This window comes from Rhodoferax sp. GW822-FHT02A01, from assembly GCF_038784515.1.
Taxonomy (GTDB): domain Bacteria; phylum Pseudomonadota; class Gammaproteobacteria; order Burkholderiales; family Burkholderiaceae_C; genus Allorhodoferax.
This window is the reverse complement of sequence record NZ_CP152376.1, coordinates 1,763,420-1,781,725: the sequence shown is the minus strand read 5'-3', so window position 1 is coordinate 1,781,725 and position 18,306 is coordinate 1,763,420. Positions and strand designations below refer to the sequence as shown.

At 54.1% G+C, this 18,306-nt stretch carries 15 protein-coding genes; 5 read left to right on the top strand and 10 right to left on the bottom strand.

Annotated elements, in window-relative coordinates:
• Nucleotides 1-701: 701 nt before the first annotated feature.
• From AAGF34_RS08445 to AAGF34_RS08430, 4 genes are all read right to left on the bottom strand, one after another.
• Nucleotides 702-3,479 (bottom strand): diguanylate cyclase, encoded by a 2,778-nt coding sequence (locus AAGF34_RS08445; protein ID WP_342620173.1) that lies wholly within the window; start codon nt 3,477-3,479, stop codon nt 702-704.
• A 224-nt stretch (nt 3,480-3,703) separates the two neighbouring features.
• Nucleotides 3,704-5,452: a methyl-accepting chemotaxis protein gene (locus AAGF34_RS08440; RefSeq protein ID WP_342620172.1), complete on the bottom strand. Its 1,749-nt coding sequence runs from the start codon at nt 5,450-5,452 to the stop codon at nt 3,704-3,706.
• A gap of 2 nt (nt 5,453-5,454) precedes the next feature.
• On the bottom strand, nt 5,455-6,021 hold the full coding sequence (locus AAGF34_RS08435) for a chemotaxis protein CheW (protein ID WP_342620171.1): 567 nt from the start codon (nt 6,019-6,021) through the stop codon (nt 5,455-5,457).
• Nucleotides 6,022-6,058: 37 nt separating this feature from the next.
• A complete protein-coding gene (locus AAGF34_RS08430) occupies nt 6,059-6,460 on the bottom strand; it encodes a response regulator (protein WP_342620170.1) in 402 nt (133 codons plus the stop codon).
• A 349-nt stretch (nt 6,461-6,809) separates the two neighbouring features.
• On the opposite strand from AAGF34_RS08430, the gene AAGF34_RS08425 reads away from it, so the two are divergent.
• The gene (locus tag AAGF34_RS08425) at nt 6,810-7,031 is read left to right on the top strand and encodes a hypothetical protein (RefSeq protein ID WP_342620169.1); all 222 of its coding nucleotides are present in this window, start codon (nt 6,810-6,812) and stop codon (nt 7,029-7,031) included.
• 240 nt (nt 7,032-7,271) lie between these two features.
• On the opposite strand, the gene AAGF34_RS08420 is transcribed toward AAGF34_RS08425, so the two are convergent.
• The 3 genes from AAGF34_RS08420 to AAGF34_RS08410 are packed head-to-tail and all read right to left on the bottom strand — an operon-like array spanning nt 7,272 to nt 10,916.
• Nucleotides 7,272-9,017, bottom strand: a complete 1,746-nt coding sequence (locus tag AAGF34_RS08420; RefSeq protein ID WP_342620168.1) for an EAL domain-containing protein — start codon at nt 9,015-9,017, stop codon at nt 7,272-7,274.
• Complete coding sequence (locus tag AAGF34_RS08415; protein WP_342620167.1) at nt 9,010-9,444, bottom strand: response regulator; 435 nt, start codon at nt 9,442-9,444, stop codon at nt 9,010-9,012. The genes AAGF34_RS08420 and AAGF34_RS08415 overlap by 8 nt, the downstream gene beginning before the upstream one ends.
• Nucleotides 9,441-10,916, bottom strand: a complete 1,476-nt coding sequence (locus tag AAGF34_RS08410) for a PAS domain-containing sensor histidine kinase (protein WP_342620166.1) — start codon at nt 10,914-10,916, stop codon at nt 9,441-9,443. Before AAGF34_RS08410 ends, AAGF34_RS08415 begins: the two co-directional genes overlap by 4 nt.
• Nucleotides 10,917-11,409: 493 nt before the next feature.
• On the opposite strand from AAGF34_RS08410, the gene AAGF34_RS08405 reads away from it, so the two are divergent.
• Nucleotides 11,410-11,658, top strand: a complete 249-nt coding sequence (locus tag AAGF34_RS08405; protein ID WP_342620165.1) for a hypothetical protein — start codon at nt 11,410-11,412, stop codon at nt 11,656-11,658.
• 231 nt (nt 11,659-11,889) lie between these two features.
• Here the strand turns inward: AAGF34_RS08405 and AAGF34_RS08400 are convergent, their stop codons facing one another.
• Nucleotides 11,890-13,110, bottom strand: a complete 1,221-nt coding sequence (locus AAGF34_RS08400) for an MFS transporter (RefSeq protein ID WP_342620164.1) — start codon at nt 13,108-13,110, stop codon at nt 11,890-11,892.
• Nucleotides 13,111-13,213: 103 nt separating this feature from the next.
• Between AAGF34_RS08400 and AAGF34_RS08395 the strand changes: the two genes are divergently transcribed.
• The 3 genes from AAGF34_RS08395 to nagA all read left to right on the top strand — a co-directional run bounded on the left by AAGF34_RS08395 (nt 13,214) and on the right by nagA (nt 16,121).
• Complete coding sequence (locus AAGF34_RS08395; RefSeq protein WP_342620163.1) at nt 13,214-14,014, top strand: helix-turn-helix transcriptional regulator; 801 nt, start codon at nt 13,214-13,216, stop codon at nt 14,012-14,014.
• 215 nt (nt 14,015-14,229) lie between these two features.
• Nucleotides 14,230-14,937, top strand: a complete 708-nt coding sequence (locus AAGF34_RS08390; RefSeq protein ID WP_342620162.1) for a GntR family transcriptional regulator — start codon at nt 14,230-14,232, stop codon at nt 14,935-14,937.
• A gap of 23 nt (nt 14,938-14,960) precedes the next feature.
• The gene (gene nagA, locus AAGF34_RS08385; RefSeq protein WP_342620161.1) at nt 14,961-16,121 is read left to right on the top strand and encodes an N-acetylglucosamine-6-phosphate deacetylase; all 1,161 of its coding nucleotides are present in this window, start codon (nt 14,961-14,963) and stop codon (nt 16,119-16,121) included.
• Here nagA and AAGF34_RS08380 read toward each other — a convergent pair.
• Nucleotides 16,114-17,595 (bottom strand): ATP-binding protein, encoded by a 1,482-nt coding sequence (locus tag AAGF34_RS08380; RefSeq protein WP_342620160.1) that lies wholly within the window; start codon nt 17,593-17,595, stop codon nt 16,114-16,116. The two genes, nagA and AAGF34_RS08380, sit on opposite strands and share 8 nt — an antisense overlap.
• Nucleotides 17,582-18,301: a response regulator gene (locus AAGF34_RS08375; protein ID WP_342620159.1), complete on the bottom strand. Its 720-nt coding sequence runs from the start codon at nt 18,299-18,301 to the stop codon at nt 17,582-17,584. Before AAGF34_RS08375 ends, AAGF34_RS08380 begins: the two co-directional genes overlap by 14 nt.
• Between the last annotated feature and the right edge of the window lie 5 nt (nt 18,302-18,306).

The following is an 18,306-nucleotide window of genomic DNA, read 5'->3' as shown; positions in this document are numbered from 1 at the left end:
TGTCACTATGTTCAGACAGTTGCGACGTTACTGCGCCGGGTCGCATTCCGAAGCTCTAATGAGCATATTTCAAACGTTAATCAGCTATTGGCCCACCAAGAGTTCTAGCCGAGGCAACTATTGCCCACGCAATTTCAAGATTCGCTGTGGAAATATCGAAATTTGTCTTGGCAACATTCCTTCTCGCTGAATGCACGTCATCCAAACTGGCAGCACCAACGTCGTAAGATCGTTCGACAGATTTCAATATCAAGCGAATACGGTTTGCGGCTAGTGCAATCTTGGCCTCGGACTTCCGCAATGGGCACACTGGCGCTACTCGCCAAGGTCAGCAATCTGGCAATCTGATTTGAACGGCAGCTTTGGGTAAGGTCGATTTGGTGCCTCTCATTCAGGAGTCGACCATCTGCAGTCACTTGCGAATGGCCGATAACTGGAAGGCAAAATTGGCGTAAGTAGCCGGCTTGTCAAGTTCGTTCAAATCTCTATTTTCTTTGAAAGTTCGTTCAATTTCGCTGGAACCTGAAATAGAAAGCTCATTGCAAAACAATTTGTCACTGGATTTACGCGCTGGCATCCAAATAGTACTTCTTTTGCGCACTTGGGCTTGATCGCATGCGTTTCTTCCATAGTCACTGTCTGGGTGATCTCGCAGGTGAAGTTTTTCAGCCGGACGTCGGATACACACTCATCTGAGTTTTTCACCCTTCGTTCAAATTACTTTGTGATACATCGGAACCCTTGGCAAGGGTAAAACAGTTGCGCCCAGCACCTTTTGAAAGATACATGGCTTCATCAGCTGCGCTAAGAACACGTTCAACCGTATTTCCGTCATCGGGGAAAAAGGCAATTCCGATACTGACGCCAATATGTGCCAGTTTGACACCGAGTTCAAATGGCTTACCAAGCGCCGCAATAATGTTGTTCGCCACACGAATGGCGTCCTTTTCGTCGCGTAGATTGGGCAATATCACCGTAAACTCATCTCCGCCTAATCGCGCGACCGTGTCGGTCTCTCGTACTTGTCCGCGTAGTCGGTTGGAAACTTCAATCAGTAGGCTGTCACCGGCCGCATGTCCGAGTTCATCGTTCACTTCTTTAAAATGATCTAGATCCAGAAACATCAGAGCCCCAGGCTTACCTTCCCGTCTGTTGAGCGCTAATGCTTGTCCCAAACGGTCTAAGAACAAGCTCCGGTTGGGAAGGTCTGTGAGCAGGTCAAAGTTGGCTGAATGCTTAATGCGCTCTTCTTCTGCGCGTCGTTGGGTGATATCTTCGAGAATGGAAACATAGTGACTAACTCGACCCTCTGAATCTTGCAATGGAGTCACCGTCTGACTTACCGTATATTGAGATCCATCAGGACGTGTGTTCGTGATATCGCCATGCCATATCTCTCCTGCATTAATGGCTTTCCAAAATTGTTGGTAGAAGGCGGCATCTTGATATTTGGTTCCCAATACTCTTGGGTTCTTACCAAATATTTCCTCTTTCGAAAAACCTGAAAGTTGCGTGAAAGCACGATTGACCCACACAATGTTAGGCTTTGTATCGGCAATGAAGACTGCATTGCCAACTCCAGCCAACGCAGTATCCAGCAACGTAAGCCACTCTTGTTGCATTGCAGATTCCAATGCAAATCCCAAGCGCGTTGCGATAGCCTCCATACGCTGGGGTAGTTGGTCTCTCTCAAATTGAAGTGCGTCACTGCCATACAGGGTGAGCACACCCCAGACCGTACCGCGCAAGGTAAGTGGCATGAGGATGATGGAGTGAGGCTCTTCGGTTGGCAGATGTGCACAGCAGAGTTGGCACTGAGGATCGTCGGACTTCAAGATTTCCCATTGCCCGCTTCGAATTACATTGGCAATGGAAGGGCAGCAAGTTGGGGCATCTTTCCAGCGCATCATTTCCTGAGGGAAGGATCGCAGCATGCCGCTTTCTTCTGCATCAGTCCTGGCCACCACAACGATTTGGCCATCCTTTTCTGCACGACCGATCCAGGCCGCCCGAATACTAAATATGGGAAGAATGTCATCACAAAATATCTGCGATATGGACTCAACGTTTGTGCGCAATTTCAACAGAATAGAGTCGATCTTTCTAAAAATCGCGTCTACTTCTTTTGCTTTGTGCTGCTCCGTCACATCTTTGGAGTAGACAGCGACACATTCCGTTTTTCCATGTGCGTCCTTGACTGGATAGAGACTGTTGCTAAAGAACAGTTCACCTCTACTATCTTGTGCAGTGATAGGCAGCCCGGTGCTGATAACCTGATGCACCAAGGCCCTTCGTCTGTCGGCAACGTCCTTCGGCATGAAACTAAAGAAGTCTTTTCCAGTTATGTCTTCTGGTGTTTGACCTACACGCCTTGCTCCCAATGCATTGATGGTTAGGACTGTACCCTCTGGATCCAGCAATAGAACGGATTCGTCTGCGGCATCAATCAGCGTACGCATTCGAATGCGACTCTCCTGAATTAGCTGTTCCGCTCTGTGGTGTTCGGCCAGCTCTCTTGCGAGGTACAGGTTGCTTTCGCGCAATTTCGCGGTTCGACTAGTCACTTCGGCTTCGAGCGAATTTCGATACTGCTCCAACACAGCATCCCGCTCTACTATTTGCCTCAGCATTTCGTTGAACCCATTTGCCAACTCTGCAAGTTCCCCGTGAGCATCCATCTGTATGCGTTGCACATTCTTCCCGCCCTCTAGGCCGAACTGACGCATCGCCTTTACGGTACGCTGCAATGGGCGAGTAATGCTGTTGGTCATTAAGCTCGCAAGAATTAGAAGCAATGTCCCGCCCCCTGCAGCGAATATAAGTGTGTGTTCCACTTGAGCCCATACGGCCTCATCTACTTCGTCTACGTAGACACCTGATCCGATCAACCACCCCCATGGCTCAAACTTCTGCACATAAGATAGCTTGGGGTAGCGTGCTTCGCTGACTCCCGCGTCATTTTTTGGCTTTGGCCAGTCATAGGTGACGTAACCGCTTCCGTGTTGATTCACCAGATCGACAGAAACGGCAAACAAGTTCTTTCTTTCTGTGAATTCAGTGAAGGCGCCCGCAGTCTCAAGTCGCGTCGCTGATGCACTGTTGAACTCAGTTGCCTCCAACACCCTTCCATTTAGCTCGGGCATCGTTGGATGCATAACCATTGTTGGGAAAGGAAGGCGCAGATCCGTAAGCCAAAAGTATTCTGCGCCACCATACCGCATGGCTCGGATGGTTTCGACAGCAGCACGTTGCGCTTGTGATTCGCTAAGTTCTCCGCGTAGCTGCAAATCATGAAAGTGGCTCAACACACTGAAGCCACTTTCAACAAATTGCCGGGTTTCCTTCTCTTTTTCGCGCCACATTTCATCGCGCAGATTGTGGGCATCAAATAGTCCGTCGGCGACGATACCGCCTATTAGCAGCACCGCAATTGCCCAAATCTGTTTTCTTATGCTAAGGCGATTTATCAGGGAAATCATGTTCAAGCACCAACAACAAGTTCTTATTCATATTTATCAGTATGCGGTTGCCACCAGCAACCCAGAGTTGACATGAATCAAAATTGATGGAATTCAATTCATTTATCACTTTTCCGTTAAAGTCATCAAAAGAAGTAGTGAATGCCTTCTTATGTTTTCATCAACTTTAGTCAAATGTTCATATCGCGAGCTACTTTCTACGTTTAGCCTTACATGTGCAACTCTTAAAAGCTAGACCAGTCACCTTCGGCTTCGGCTGTGGCCACGACCTTTTTCTTGGCCTGAGCTGCGATCCGTGGCGCGTGGCTGGCTGTGACGGCTGCCGGCTGCTTGGCGCCAACTGCGCGTGCATGTTCCACGCGTCGCACGGGCGCCCGCTGCACTGCAGCAGTCCGGAAGTGTTGCTCGCTTTGGCCGGCCAGTTGGAACACGCTGACTGCCTGCACCAGGTCCTGCGCCTGACCCTTCAGGCTCGACGCCGCCGCAGCCATCTCTTCCACCAATGCGGCGTTCTGCTGCGTTGCCTGGTCCAGCTCCGTCACCGCCTCGCCCACCTGGCCGACGCCCGCAGCCTGCTCTGCACTGGCCGCGCTGATCTCCCCCATGATGTCGGTCACCCGGCGGATGGAGCTCACCACTTCCGTCATGGTCTCACCAGCCTGATCCACCAGAATCGTGCCCTGCTCCACCCGTTCCACGCTGGCATTGATCAGCATCTTGATTTCCTTGGCCGCTTCGGCTGAGCGCCCGGCCAATGAGCGCACTTCGCTGGCAACCACCGCAAAGCCGCGACCCTGGTCACCTGCGCGCGCAGCTTCCACCGCCGCGTTGAGCGCCAGGATGTTGGTTTGAAAGGCAATGCCGTCGATCACGCTGATGATGTCGCTGATCTTCTTGGAACTGTCGTTGATGCCCTTCATGGTGTCCACCACCTGAGCCACCACCTCACCACCTTGGACAGCTACGGTCGAGGCGTTTTGCGCCAACTGGTTGGCCTGGCGCGCGTTGTCGGCGTTTTGCCTGACCGTCGAGCCAAGCTCCTCCATGGATGCAGCAGTTTCCTCCAGCGCGCTGGCTTGCTGCTCGGTGCGGGCGGAGAGGTCGTTGTTGCCCGAGGCAATCTCGGCACTGGCGCTGGAAACGCCTTCGGAGCCGGAGCGAACCGTTGCCACCACGTGGGTCAGCGCGGTCTGCATGCGGGCCACCGCAGCCATCACACTGACGGTGTCGCCACTACGCACCTGCAGTTGGCTGGTCAGATTGCCGTCGGCCACCTTGCCCACCACCTCGCACAGCACGTCAGGCTCCCCCCCCAAGGCACGTGTCAGACTGCGAATGATCAGCACGCTGGCCACCCCGGAACCTATCAGCGCCACACAACATGCCAGGATCAGGTAGTTGCGCTGGGCCGCATAGTCCTGCGCGGCCGCTTGCACCAATTTGACCGCGTGATCGGCCGTGTAGCTGGAATACTCATCCGAGACCTTGACCAGCTTGGCCAGGAGCGGGCGGCATTCGGTGTTCATTTTGGCAATGGCCTCGTCCTTCTTGCCTTGCAGCGCCATGTCGACAATGGACAGGGCCACCGGCGCGTAGGACTGCTCGATCTTGTCGATCTCCCCAATCAACCGGCGCGCCTCCTCGGAGACGCCTGGGGCTTCGGCCAACTTCTTGAGCTTGGTCATATTGGTTCCCACATCGGCGTGCGCCTTGGTGACCACTTCTTTTTCTACCGCGAGGTCTTCGGGCTTGGTTACCAATACCAGATTGCGTGCGGCAACCGCACGCAGGTCTATTGCTTCCCGCACAAGGTGTGCCGTGTTGGCCCGCGCGCCGATGCCGTTGACGTAGTTGTCAAAGCGCTCCTTGGCGTCTCCCAGTGTGATGATGGCCATGCCGGCGATCAGCAGCACCAAGGCGCCCAGGCCACCAAATGTCAAGGTGAGCTTGGCTCGTACAGTTAAATTATTCATGATCATTGTCTCCTTGTGTCTATCGATCCAACGTTTGCTGAAACCAGCCCCATCTCTTGGCTGCTCATGAGCTTGTCTATGTCGATCAACATAAGCAAGCGTTTTGACAGTGTCCCTATCGACAACAGGTGTTCACTGCCGACACCAGACGAGAACTCCGGTACTGGGCGCATCTGCTCCGGGGTAAGCGTCACCACGTCCGACACACCGTCCACCACCATGCCCACGGTCCTGTGCCCGATGCTCAGCACTATGCACACGGTGAGCTCACCGTACTCCACCCGCTCCAGATTGAACTTCACCCGCATATCGAGCACCGGCACGATCACGCCACGCAGATTCAGCACCCCCAGCACAAAGGCTGGCATGTTGGTCATGCGGGTGGGCTTTTCAAATGAACGGATTTCCTGCACGCTAAGGATGTCGATACCGTATTCCTCGTCGCCCAGCTTGAAGCTGAGCCACTCGCTCGGGACGCTTGGTCCTTCATTGGACTGTGCACTCCGTCCGCCGCGCAGCGATGGTCGTGCAGCAGAAGAGTCGGGTGATGTGGTTGATGGTGTTTGCATAAAGTCTTGTTGGAAGAAAGTTGGGCGTTGCTGGAACTCACGATGGGTTGCTTGAGGTAACCGAAAACGGGCTATGAACCAGTTGATGTGCAAGCGAAATTAAGCGCACGGGGCTGAATGGCTTGACCAGATAGGCACTGGCGCCAGCCTTGAGCCCTTCCTGTACTTCCAGGTCGTCCCCGCGGTCGGAAAGCATGACCACCACAGTCTTGTTAAGCTGAAAGTCCAGGCGAATCAATTTGCAAAGTTCAATGGCCTGAATTCCGGTGATGCCACATCCCACCAACACCAGATCGGGACACAGGGAATACACAAGCTCCAGCCCGGCTGGGCCTTCGCACGCTTCGGCGACAGAAAAGCCGCTGAACTCCAGGGCCATGCGGATGAACCACCGTGTGGAAGGGCAGCTCTCTATGGAAACGGCGGTAAATGATTGCATGCCCGAATAGTGCAGGAGGCCCGCGTAAACCACCATCGGAATGGGCTGTATCGAAGACAGAAATTTCCGTCAATGATCGGAATTTTCCGAACCATGATGCCTGGACAGCTTGGAGACAGTGTCCACATTGCTTAGCAGCGAAGGTACATTCTTTATGCTGGCTTCTCTCTTCCTGAATCTATATATTCCTGCAATCAGTTGAGTGAACTTTCCTTAGTCAGACAAACCAGCTGGACTTGTCTTCGTGAGCATCCAGGGGTTTCTGCCCGCAATCAAAAATACTTCAGCACTTGAGGCCTGACGGTAAGGCTACATATGCCCAATAGAATCCCACAATTGCCGACCACAAATGTCTGAAGGAGTTAAACAAATGAGACATACAGATGCGAGGATAGAACTTAACTCAATAGCGGAGGCTCTTGCCCAATTAAGGGACACATTGGTCGAACTTTCCCTTGCTCTCAAAGATCAGCTGGCGGACTCGCCATCAGCTTGGCGCGAGGAAGTTACAACTCAAGCGGATTTGCAGCTTGCAGATATTTTGAAAAATGTGCGCAGATCCGATAATTAGATGTTGGGAAAATTGCTTTTTTTACAATTAAGCTATTGGAAGTAATTAAAACGACGTCATCGAATCAAGTATCTTAAAAGAATGAATCGCGCAATCGCATTGTCGAGTAACCGCCACAACTTGGCTTTCAAAATTCATTTTTGAAGGCCCAGTTCATTAAGTGCGCGCCCAAACTCTTTCAAGTCAATTCGAATATAGAAAACCATAAGTTGCCCGCGCAAGGAGCCCATCATCCTCTCGCTAGCCGCTTGTGTAGCGCTCGTTCCATTGCTTTACCCATTCGGCAACGGCTCCGCCAGCCATAGGGCGTGCGATACCGTAACCTTGGCCCACTTGACAGCCGAGTTCCAATAGTGTGGCTTTATTGCCGAGGTCTTCGATGCCCTCTGCAACGGAAGTTATGCCAAAGCCCCGAGCAAGTTGGGCGATCGAACGCACAATCACGCTGTCCCGTGAACCCGCTTTCAGGTCTGCCGTAAACGCCATATCTATCTTGATTTCTGATACGTCGAGTTGGCGCAGATACTTAAAGGAAGTGAAGCCCGCTCCAAAATCATCAATTGAGATTCGCACTCCGGCATTCTTGATCTCTTCCAGAATTCTATATGCTCGGTGCACATTGGACATGAGCGCAGTTTCGGTGAGTTCCAGCGTCAAAAATGATGCAGGTAGCTTTCGAATACGCAGCTCATGTAACACCCGCTCTGCAAGATCAGAGCCATCAAGCATGCGAGCCGAGATGTTGACAGACACCGAAAGCATTAACCCATCCATGTGCCAACGCTGCATCTGGTCCAAAGCGACACAAAGTATCCAGTAAGTAAGTTGCGCAATTACAGGAGAACGCTCCGCCAGAGGAATGAATAAACTTGGAGGTACAACCTCCCCCTCAGGGGTACGCCATCGAACCAGAGCTTCAAAACCAATAACCTCACCGCTGGCCAGGTCGAGAAAGGGTTGGTATTCCAAAAACAATTCGTTGCAAATGAGGGCTTGCCTCAGACGTTCGCTTTCTGGAGCAGGGCGTTGACGCATGGACTCCATGCCCGCTGCATAGATCAAATACAGACCTGCACCGTGTTTAGCCGCGTACATAGCCCAGTCCGCCTTTAACAGCAAGGTTTGAACGTCTTCGCCATGGTCTGGAAAAAGTGCGATCCCAACAGACGCTTCGACCGCTACCATCTGATCGCCAAAAATTTGGATCGGTTTGCGGACCTCCTGCGTTATTTTTTCTGTGATGTGTAGTGCATCCTCCGTCGTTTTAATGTCTGCCAAAACGACTGCAAATTCATCACCCCCAAGTCGCGCTACAGTGTCCGAACCGCGCAATATTGACTGAATTCGCTGGGCTACAGCAGTCAATACCACATCGCCAGCCGCATGGCCAAAGGTGTCATTTACATTCTTGAACAGATCAAGGTCTATTTGAAGGATGGCAAATATTTGCTGCTTGCGCATTGAAAATTGCAGCGTCTGCTCCGCCCGGTCAAAAAACAAAGTGCGGTTGGGCAGTCCAGTCAACGTGTCATGAAAGCTCAGATATTCAAGGCGTTCACGCTTGATCTTCAACTCCCTTTCCAAATTGGCACGAATCTGACTGTTGATCAGTATGGTTTCCACCAAACCAACTTGCAAGTGCATTTTAGAAATGAAGTCATGTGCACCATCCCGCATGGTCTGTACCACCAAGCGCTCATTGCCTTCGCCTGTGACCATGATCACGGGGACATAGGGTATCGAGCCTGACTGAATGTCGTGAAGCAGTTCCGTGCCGCTGGCGTCACCTAGTTTGTAGTCAAGAAATACACAATCAAATTTATCGCTCTTCAAATATGAGCGCGCCTCTCCAAGGGAGTTAGCTTCCTGTACTGAACTCTTGACCGAGCCTTTCCCTAGAACACGCCGAATTCGCTCTCGATCAATTTGGTCGTCATCGACAATCAATATCCGTAACAACTGCGACTCAGAGGAGCGTTCAGGCAAGTGTGACTGCAGCATCATATGACTTGAGCAAATTCGCTAAATTGGCAAATTGGTGGCCGACCGCAGACTTCACCATGTATCCAGCAATGCATTTGTGGTAGGCCCGAGTACGATCAGCGTCGGCATCTGATGTGGTTAGAACAAAAACAACCTGAGATCGCAGTGCGGGATCGGCGCGCAGTGCCTCAAGAAATTCAAACCCGTCCATAACTGGCATGTTAATGTCCAACAGCACAATGGTCGCCTTTGGCAACTCTCCATGTGGCCCTTGACCGCGCAGAGCTCGTAAACCTTCCGCGCCGTTCGAGGCGACATACAACGGAAAGTCAACACCACACTTTCGCAGATTTCGTATGGCCGCTTCGGCTGCAACATCATCATCGTCTATCAAAAGGATAGTCAGCCCCATATTCTTGGATTGCGTCATGATTGGCCCCCTCCTTTGTTGGGTTGATTGTTTGGCCAAATAAACCGAAAGGTTGTTCCACGTTGTGCTGCAGCTGATTCAACGGCAATCCAGCCGCCATGTGCTTCCACCAGACGCTTTGACACAGCCAATCCAACGCCGGAACTTTGCCGATCGGTCGAAGTAGCCGTCTGAAACAATTTGAAGATGCGCGTCTGTGCGTGTTCTGGTATGCCTGGTCCGTCGTCTCCAATTGAAAACTCAAAATACTTGCCTTTGTCGCGCACGCCGATCGTGATGACGCCTTCGTCGCGGTCGTGATGTTTTACAGCGTTGGAGATCAGATTGCGAAGTACCGTTTCGATCGGCGTACGAGCAGCATGGACAATGATTGGAGCGATATCGAGTTTTACTTCAAACCCAGCTCGGAGAGGTTGAAGCTCCAGAACTTGAGTTACCAATGTTTGCAAGTTAATTGGCATAATCTCTGCATCTACCGCACCTGCTCGTGCGTATCTCAAAAGATCATCAATCAGCCGCTCAAGCCTTTCGACCCTAAGCGTGGCACGAGCAATGTTTGCCAATGCCTTTTCATTCGGTGTGCTCTCGATGTCTTCCTTGATCCACTCCAGTAAATCGGCAATGCCTCGCAACGGTGAACGTAGATCATGCGAAGCCACATAGACGAATTGCTCCAAACCTTCGTTGGCGCGCAGAACCCGAAGCTCTGATTTCTTTCGCTCAGTGATGTCAACAATTGTGGCCAAGACTTGGCGTCCGTCCATAAGATCAATCGGGCTCAGGCCGATTTCAACCGGGAATTCCGTTCCGTCAAATCGCGCGGCATAGAGGTCACGCCCTGCCCCCATCGCGCGTGTGGTTGGGTTAGTAAAAAAGCTGCGTACCTTTTCGGGGTGCGCCATGCGCATGCGTGTAGGCAGCAATATTTCGATGGGCTGGCCAATTAAGTCTTCACGAGAATAACCAAATAGGCTCTCAATCTGGCAATTCACCAGAGTAATACGTGCGTTTTCGTCCACCATCACAATACCGGCTGGCGCGGCCTCCACCACGGCGTTGAACTGATCACGACTGCGCGCGCGCTGTTTCTCAGCATTCTTGCGCTCGGTGATATCAACAATTGTGGCCAGCACATGCAAGCCCCCCTCCGTGTCTACCGGCGTCAAACCAATTTCTACAGGAATCTCGCGCCCATCAATGCGGACAGCGTACAGGTCTCGCCCGGCGCCCATGGCACGATTGGATGGTGCAGAAAAAAAAGCTCGAACTTTTCCGGGATGGGTTGCGCGAATGCGTTGGGGCAGCAATATCTCAACCGGCTGCCCCATCAGATCCGATTCGGAATATCCAAACAAACTCAAGAGATGCCGGTTTACTAGGACTATTTGCCCATTTGGGTCAACCATGACAATGCCCGTGGGGGCCGCATCCACGACAAGTCGAAAATGATCTTGATGAGTGCTGGGGGACATGCTTGGCCCTTCGTTAAATTATTCCACTCCCGTCTTGGAAGACATCCTATGCCAATGTTGTATTAAATCTTGGTGAAAATGGCAAGACAAAGAATTCCTGTTTTCAACCTGAATCTACTGTAACCTTGCCATTTGATAGCCTTAATTATTAAGCAGTCATACCGAGCGATAAATGCTGCACTATCACGACATTGGACAGTGAGGTGTTGAATAATAGCCCTATTAATAGTACTGTTTTTCCACGTATTCCACCCATTCCTATCAACGCCTCGTGAGCCTGAAATTCCTCTGGTTACACTACAACGCGCACAAATACACAATGTATCAATACTGCAGTTTTCAGTAAGATTTTTCATCCCCCATGATTCTCGTGGTCACATGCGATTTTTGAATAATCTCTCAAAGGGCCAGGCCATAACTTCCACATTAGAATTTGTTGCCGCGTGGGCACAAGTCATATTCCAATGCGTTAATGAATCAAAGAGTACTGACAGTGCACACATATTCCAGAAAAACTGTCTACATAGACTTCCGCTCACAAATTGCGGAGCAAGACTGCCTGAACATGCTGAAATCGAATGGCAGCTTTCTGGCTCCGGTTTCACTGATGGTCATGACCGCCTTGGGCACACTGAAGGTACTCACCAACGTCAGCTTTATGGTGCTGCGTTTCGTCGAAACCTGGGACAAAAATTTCCATTCAAAACGTGACCCACGTAGGACCTACCCTACTAGTTTTTAAAGCAAGGGACTTAGGAGTGATAAACGTGGCGACATTGAATGGCGTCAGGCGTTGGGAATTGCGAGAAAGCATGTCCGTCCGCGAGATTTCCAGGCGCCCCGAGCTGCCCACCGCTTGCGGCGTGAACAACTCTGCATCAATTCACCCCGCCCGCAGTCTCTTTATCTCTTGGGGTAAAACTGTTCAGATAAGCGAAGCCACTTCTGCCACATCCTCACCCTGATCCTCTGCCTAGACTTTGCGCGGGCTCTTGGGCAGGAATGCTGCCACCAGTCCAAGCAGCGGCAGGTAGGCGATGCACTGATAGACAAAGTCAATGCTGGTGTGGTCAGCCAAGACACCCAGCACCGCAGCGCCCAGGCCCCCCATGCCAAACGCAAAACCGAAGAACATGCCGGAGATCATGCCCACTTTGCCCGGTACCAGTTCCTGCGCATAAACCAGGATGGCGGAGAAGGCCGAGGACAGAATCAGGCCGATGCCAACGGTCAGTGCGGTGGTCCAGAACAGGGAAGCATGCGGAAGCAACAGAGCAAATGGAGCCACACCCAGAATGGATACCCAGATCACCGGCTTGCGGCCAATGCGGTCTCCAATCGGCCCACCCATCACGGTGCCAATGGCCGAAGCCAGCAGAAACAGGAACAGATGCAGCTGTGCGTCCTGAACGGTGAGACCAAAGTGCTCTATCAGGTAGAAGGTATAGAAGCTGCTGATGCCTGCGAGATAGAAATACTTGGAAAAGATGAGTATCAACAGCACGGCGATGGCACCTATCACCACGTTGCGCGGGTAAGGGCTCACGACCGCGGCCTTCTTGCGCCCACTTGCAGCCATGTGGTGCGTGGCGTACCAGTTACTGACCCCGACCAGCAGAATGATGCCAAGCAAGGCGACCAGGCCAAACCATGCGACGCTGTGCTGGCCGTAGGGTGCGATCACCAGAGCAGCCAGTAGCGGGCCAATGGCGGTGCCGGTGTTGCCGCCCACCTGGAACACCGACTGGGCCAGGCCATGCTGTCCACCCGAGGCCAGGCGCGCAATGCGCGATGACTCCGGATGGAAGACGGATGAACCTACGCCCACAAATGCCGCTGCCAACAGCACAAAACTGAAGCTGGGCGCAAAGGCCAGCAGCATCAGACCGATGAGCGTGGAGGTCATGCCGAAGGGCAAGGAGTAACGCTGCGGGTGACGGTCGGTGAACACACCCACCAGCGGCTGCAATAGCGAGGCGGTCAGTTGGTAGGTCAGCGTGATCAACCCCACCTGGCTGAAGCTCAGCGAGAACTCACCTTTGAGGATGGGGTACATGGCCAGTATCAACGACTGCATCATGTCGTTGATCATGTGGGCGCTGCTGATGGCGCCCAGTATGGCGAAGGTGGGTTTGGCCTTGGGCGAGGCGGCGCGGGCTTGCTTGCCATCGAGGCTGGCGGCGTTAGTCGTCATGCGTTCACTTTCAAATGGGAAATCAGTACGGCGAGGACGGATTATGCAAAGCATGCTAACGTCCGCCTCGCGCCAAAAAACCAACAACCTTCGCCAAAAGGACATGGACCATTCCCGCAGCCCCAAAGCCCTGGAGCAGTCGCTCAGGGAGATAGAAGAGGCCCGCACACCCGTCATGGGGCGGGCCACCGACTATCCGTCCGGCTGGCATATACAGCCGCATGAGCACAGCAAGCATCAGCTGATCTATGCCGTGCAAGGCGTCATGGTGGTACGGGCCGAGGCGGGGCGCTGGGTGGTGCCTCCCACGCGCGCCATCTGGATGCTGGCTGGCATGCGCCACGAAATTCGCTGCATTGGCGAGGTGCACATGCGCAGCCTTCTGGTCATGCCCGACGCCGCACCCAAGCTGCTGGACGAGACGCAGGCCGTGGGCATATCGCCGCTGTTGCGCGAACTGATTGCAGCTGCCATGGCTGTACAGCAGCCGTATGCGTCAGGTACACGCGATGGACGTGTGATGCGGCTGCTGTTGGACGAGCTGCGCGCCCTGCCCGTGCTACCACTGCATCTGCAACTACCTACCGACGCGCGTCTCCTGCAGATATGCGAACGTCTGCAAAGACGCCCACACGATGCCTCCACCATGACCGATTGGTCGCAGCGCCTGGCAGTGGATGTGAAGACCATACAGCGCCTGTTTGTGAAAGAGACCGGTATGACCTTTGGTCAGTGGCGCCAACAGGCACGCCTTCTGCGCGCGTTGGAAATGCTGGCTACGGGCGAGAGGGTGATTGAAGTTGCCATGGCACTGGGCTACGACAGCCCAAGTGCGTTTGCCACCATGTTTCGCCGGCAGTTTGGGCAAACGCCCAGCCAATTCTTCACCGCTGTGCAGGATTAGGCGAGCCCGGATCAGGGCAAGACGCCTTTGCAACGCTTCTTTCATTGAAGGCAGCCATGTGGCGTATCTGAAGAAGCACGATCGTCATGTAGCAATCGCTGAGAATAGCTAGTACGCCGATCGACCGGCAAATATTGCCATCAAACGAGCTTTCAATAACTGGTACTAAAGTGGTATTATTAACTGACATTCACCAACTACCGGTTGTGATATCCATGGACACAAGTGATAGTTCTCCCCTGTATTTGCAGTTGGCAAGGGATCTGGCGCTAGACATTCGCGAGGGTCGCTACAGCGTTGACCAGGCGCTTCCATCCGAACGTGTGCTGGCGGAATCACTTCAGGTGTCGCGCGTTACAGCGCGCAAGGCAATTGCCGTATTGGTGGCACAAGGTCTTGTGGTGCAGCGCCAGGGCTCGGGCAACTTCATTGCCCCCTATCTGGAACAGCCTCTAGTGCGTCTTTGCAGTTTTACCGAAGAGCTGGAGCGACGCGGCTATCAGCCAAGCTCCGAGTGGTTGTTGCGCAAGGTAGGACCGGCAAACCATGACGAGCGTCAGAAGATGGGGTTGGAAGAGGGCGCACGCGTCGCGCGTCTGCACCGCGTCCGACTTGCAGACGGTGTGCGTATGGCCTTGGAGCAGAGTATTCTGCCTGTCGCCATCTTGCCGCAGCCGCAGCGCCTGGAGGGCTCGCTGTATGCGTATTTGCGCCGTTTGGGTCGTGCGCCTGTACGCGCTACACAACATGTCCGTGCCATCGGCGCAAGTGCAGAGATGGCCCATCATCTACAGATTCCGCAAGGTACCCCATTGCTGTGGGCCAGCCGTGTTGCCACTGAAACCAACGGCTGCGTCGTAGAAATCACGCAGTCCTATTGCAGAAGTGATTACTACGATTTCGTTTCCGAAATGCGTGTTTGAAGTCACATTGACTGGAGATTCCGATGTCCGAATTTGAAGGATTCATTCTCACGCCGCGCGGCTTCCTGGAGGGCCGCATGCTGACTGACACTTCGGGTCGAATCGAATCCATCAGCGGAATTGCCGTTGATGAAAGCATTGTTCGGGCTGCACGCGCATCCATTGCACTGCCGGGCTTTATCGATTTGCACGTGCACGGCGGCTCGGGGCATGACATCATGGACGGCGGTGATGCCGCAATACAGGTCAGCCGCCTGCATGCTGCGCACGGCACGACATCGCTGCTGGCGACCACCATGACAGCCCCGCAAGAAGATCTGGATGCCGCGTTTGCCGCGCTCGCAGCCGTGTGCACTGCGCGAATGCATGGCGCAGCGCGCGTGCTGGGCGTGCACTTGGAGGGGCCCTACATCAGCGAAGCCCGCCTCGGGGCTCAACCACCGTTTGCTCGGCCCGCAAATCTCGAAGAAATCAGGCGCCTGCATTCCGTCGCCCCCATTCGACTGCTTACCCTGGCGCCTGAAGTGAGCAACAACCAGGAAATGATTGTTGAACTGGTTGCCATGGGCATTCGCGTGCAACTGGGTCACACCACCGGCAGCTATGAACAGGGCGTGGCAGCACTGCGTTGCGGTGCTACCGGCTTTACCCACCTGTTCAATGCCATGTCGGCCTTGTATCACCGCGAGCCTGGCATGGTGGGTGCCGCACTGGGCCATGCAGAATATGCAGAAGTGATCCCTGATTTGTTGCATGTTCACCCGGGAGCCATCAGGGCGGCGCTGCGGGCCATTCCCAAGCTTTATTGTGTGACGGACTCCACGGCTGCAGCTGGTATGCCGGATGGCGACTACCGCCTGGGTCGCCACACGGTCACCAAATGTTTGGGCGGGGTACGCCTAGCTGACGGAACCTTGGCCGGCTCGGTTCTCACCATGGATGCCGCGTTGCGCAATATGGTGGACGCTGTAGGTCTCCGTTTGGAGGACGCATCACGGCGGGTATCCACCTATGCAGCGGAGCATCTCGGCCTGCATGACCGGGGGCGTCTGACATCGGGCGCGTGGGCCGACGTGGTAATACTCGACCGCGACTTGCAGGTGCAGCAAGTCTGGGTGGAAGGGGAAGTAGTTCGCAATGGCCTTAGCCTTCCTCTGCTTCAACACGCCGACAAGTTCAGCTAGTCGCAACATCATCGATGGCTGGCAGTATCACTGTGACCACCAGCCCCCCTTCCACATGGTTGTGCAAACGTATTTCACCGTGGTGCGCCTGAACGATATTGCGTGCAATGCCCAAGCCAAGGCCTGTTCCTGCGCGGTTCTGCTGCTGTCCATGGCTCAACCGGACATTGGGTTCAAACGCTGAAGACATGCTGGCCACGGGAATACCCGGCCCAAAATCCCGCACCTCAATCAGTGCACTGGACCCCATGCGGCTCAAGCGCAGTTGCACGCGCTTACCGTACAACACCGCGTTGTCGAGCAGATTGCTTAGCGCGCGCTCCAGCGCAAGCGGTTTGCCCAACACAGCAACCGGCAGCAGGTCACACTCCACGCGGGCGTCCGGATGAATAGGACGCCTGGCCAACCGTTCAAGCAGAGTGTCCAGTCGCACTGGCGTGACGTTCTCATGGATATCGGTGTCTTTCAAGCTTTGCAGAGCCGACTTGACCATTACATCGAGGTCATCCAGATCCTCATGGAACTCCGTGCGCAGAGTCTCGTCGTCCAGAAGTTCCGTACGCAGCTTGAGTCGCATGATGGGAGTCTTCAACCCGTGCGAGATACCCAGAAACAGCCGCTCACGGTCCACCAGATAGCCCTGGATGCGGGCCTGCATGTCATTGAATGCGCGTGCCGTACGGCGCAGCTCGGCAGTGCCGGTTTCCGGAACGGGCTCTGGCGCAATGTCGTTGCCAAATGCGTTGGCGGCAGACGCTATCCGGTTGATGGGAAGTATCAGCCCACGCACCAGCAGAACCGACAGCAATAGTACCGTTGCGAGCGTGACCAGTTGCATCAGCACCCGATCAATGGTGAGCGGATTGGCGTTGTCGAGAAAGTACGGGTCTGGCATAGGAGCGGCAAGGAACAGCCATCGACCGGGCTCGAACTCGCTCTGTACAACCAATACCGGAGCCGGGCGCGGATGCAGCAGCAAGGTCGCCTCAACCCAGGACTCCGGCAGATCTTGCACTGTGCGGCCGTCATCTGATACCTGCAATGTTTCGGGCCAGGCGAAGGCAACAGACGGTGTCTGGATATTGCCAAGGTTCTTGTGCAGCTCGCTCTGAATGACATTCACAACGGCATCAACCAGCGTGTTGCCTTCAACTGGCCGCAGCGGAACTTCCGACTTGTTCACGTTTACAAAGAAACGTGTCCCTCCCATGGTGCGTAACTGCTCAATTAGCAAGGGACGGTATTGCGGCGGCAGATCGCGGAAGAAGCGGATGCTGCCAGCCGCGTTCAGCGCAATGTGTTGACCGGCAATCAATGCTTCGGCGCGTGCGCTCTCGCGCAATTGGCGTGCCCACAGCAGGGTTCCCAGCATCTGCGCGCAGATGACACCCAGCGCCATGACCACCACGATACGGCCCAGAAGGCTGTCGGGCAGCAATCGCAAACCGCGTCGCGAACCCTCAGGCATCGCCATGGTGTGAGACTTCCGCTGAAAAGACGTAGCCACTTCCTCTTACGGTCTTGATCAAGGCGGTTTGCTTACCATCGTCCTGCAGACGCTGGCGCAAGCGGCTGATTTGCACGTCGAGCGAGCGATCCATGGGCCCCAAGTCGCGTCCCCGGGTCTGCTCCATCAGTCGGCTGCGCTCCAGCGTCTCTCCTGCATGCTCGGCAAAAAAGCGCAGCAGATTGAAGTCCATGCTGGTCAGCGCAATGGTCTGGCCGCCTTGATCGACGAGCAGCCGTTCGACCAGATCCATGGTGAAGCCAGCAAATCGCAAATAGCGAACGGGTCCGGAAGGTGTTCCCAGCTGCATGCGCCGGTGAATGGCCTTGATGCGTGCCAGCAGTTCACGCGGGTTGTATGGCTTGGCAATGTAGTCATCGGCGCCCAGTTCCAGGCCCACGATCCGATCCGTATCGTCCGCGCTTGCAGTGAGCATGATGATGGGGATGCTCGATAACCTCCGCACGGTCTGGCACAGCGTGAAGCCATCGGTGTCGGGCAGCATGACGTCGAGTATCACCAGGCTGAGTTCCTCCATGCCACGCTCGAATTCGGCAATGAAGCTGGCACCATCATGCGCAACCCGCACCGCGTACTGTTGCTTCTCCAGATAGGTCTTCAGCAGGTTTCTGGTCTTCAGATCGTCATCAACAACCAATATGGTTCGGGACATGGCGC

Bases quoted from the DNA above. Each gene is read 5' to 3' on its own strand.
- AAGF34_RS08445 (WP_342620173.1), bottom strand. From the start codon at position 3,479: ATGATTTCCCTGATAAATCGCCTTAGCATAAGAAAACAGATTTGGGCA.
- AAGF34_RS08440 (WP_342620172.1), bottom strand. From the start codon at position 5,452: ATGAATAATTTAACTGTACGAGCCAAGCTCACCTTGACATTTGGTGGC.
- AAGF34_RS08435 (WP_342620171.1), bottom strand. From the start codon at position 6,021: ATGCAAACACCATCAACCACATCACCCGACTCTTCTGCTGCACGACCA.
- AAGF34_RS08430 (WP_342620170.1), bottom strand. From the start codon at position 6,460: ATGCAATCATTTACCGCCGTTTCCATAGAGAGCTGCCCTTCCACACGG.
- AAGF34_RS08425 (WP_342620169.1), top strand. From the start codon at position 6,810: ATGTCTGAAGGAGTTAAACAAATGAGACATACAGATGCGAGGATAGAA.
- AAGF34_RS08415 (WP_342620167.1), bottom strand. From the start codon at position 9,444: ATGACGCAATCCAAGAATATGGGGCTGACTATCCTTTTGATAGACGAT.
- AAGF34_RS08410 (WP_342620166.1), bottom strand. From the start codon at position 10,916: ATGTCCCCCAGCACTCATCAAGATCATTTTCGACTTGTCGTGGATGCG.
- AAGF34_RS08400 (WP_342620164.1), bottom strand. From the start codon at position 13,110: ATGACGACTAACGCCGCCAGCCTCGATGGCAAGCAAGCCCGCGCCGCC.
- AAGF34_RS08395 (WP_342620163.1), top strand. From the start codon at position 13,214: ATGGACCATTCCCGCAGCCCCAAAGCCCTGGAGCAGTCGCTCAGGGAG.
- AAGF34_RS08390 (WP_342620162.1), top strand. From the start codon at position 14,230: ATGGACACAAGTGATAGTTCTCCCCTGTATTTGCAGTTGGCAAGGGAT.
- nagA (WP_342620161.1), top strand. From the start codon at position 14,961: ATGTCCGAATTTGAAGGATTCATTCTCACGCCGCGCGGCTTCCTGGAG.
- AAGF34_RS08380 (WP_342620160.1), bottom strand. From the start codon at position 17,595: ATGGCGATGCCTGAGGGTTCGCGACGCGGTTTGCGATTGCTGCCCGAC.
- AAGF34_RS08375 (WP_342620159.1), bottom strand. From the start codon at position 18,301: ATGTCCCGAACCATATTGGTTGTTGATGACGATCTGAAGACCAGAAAC.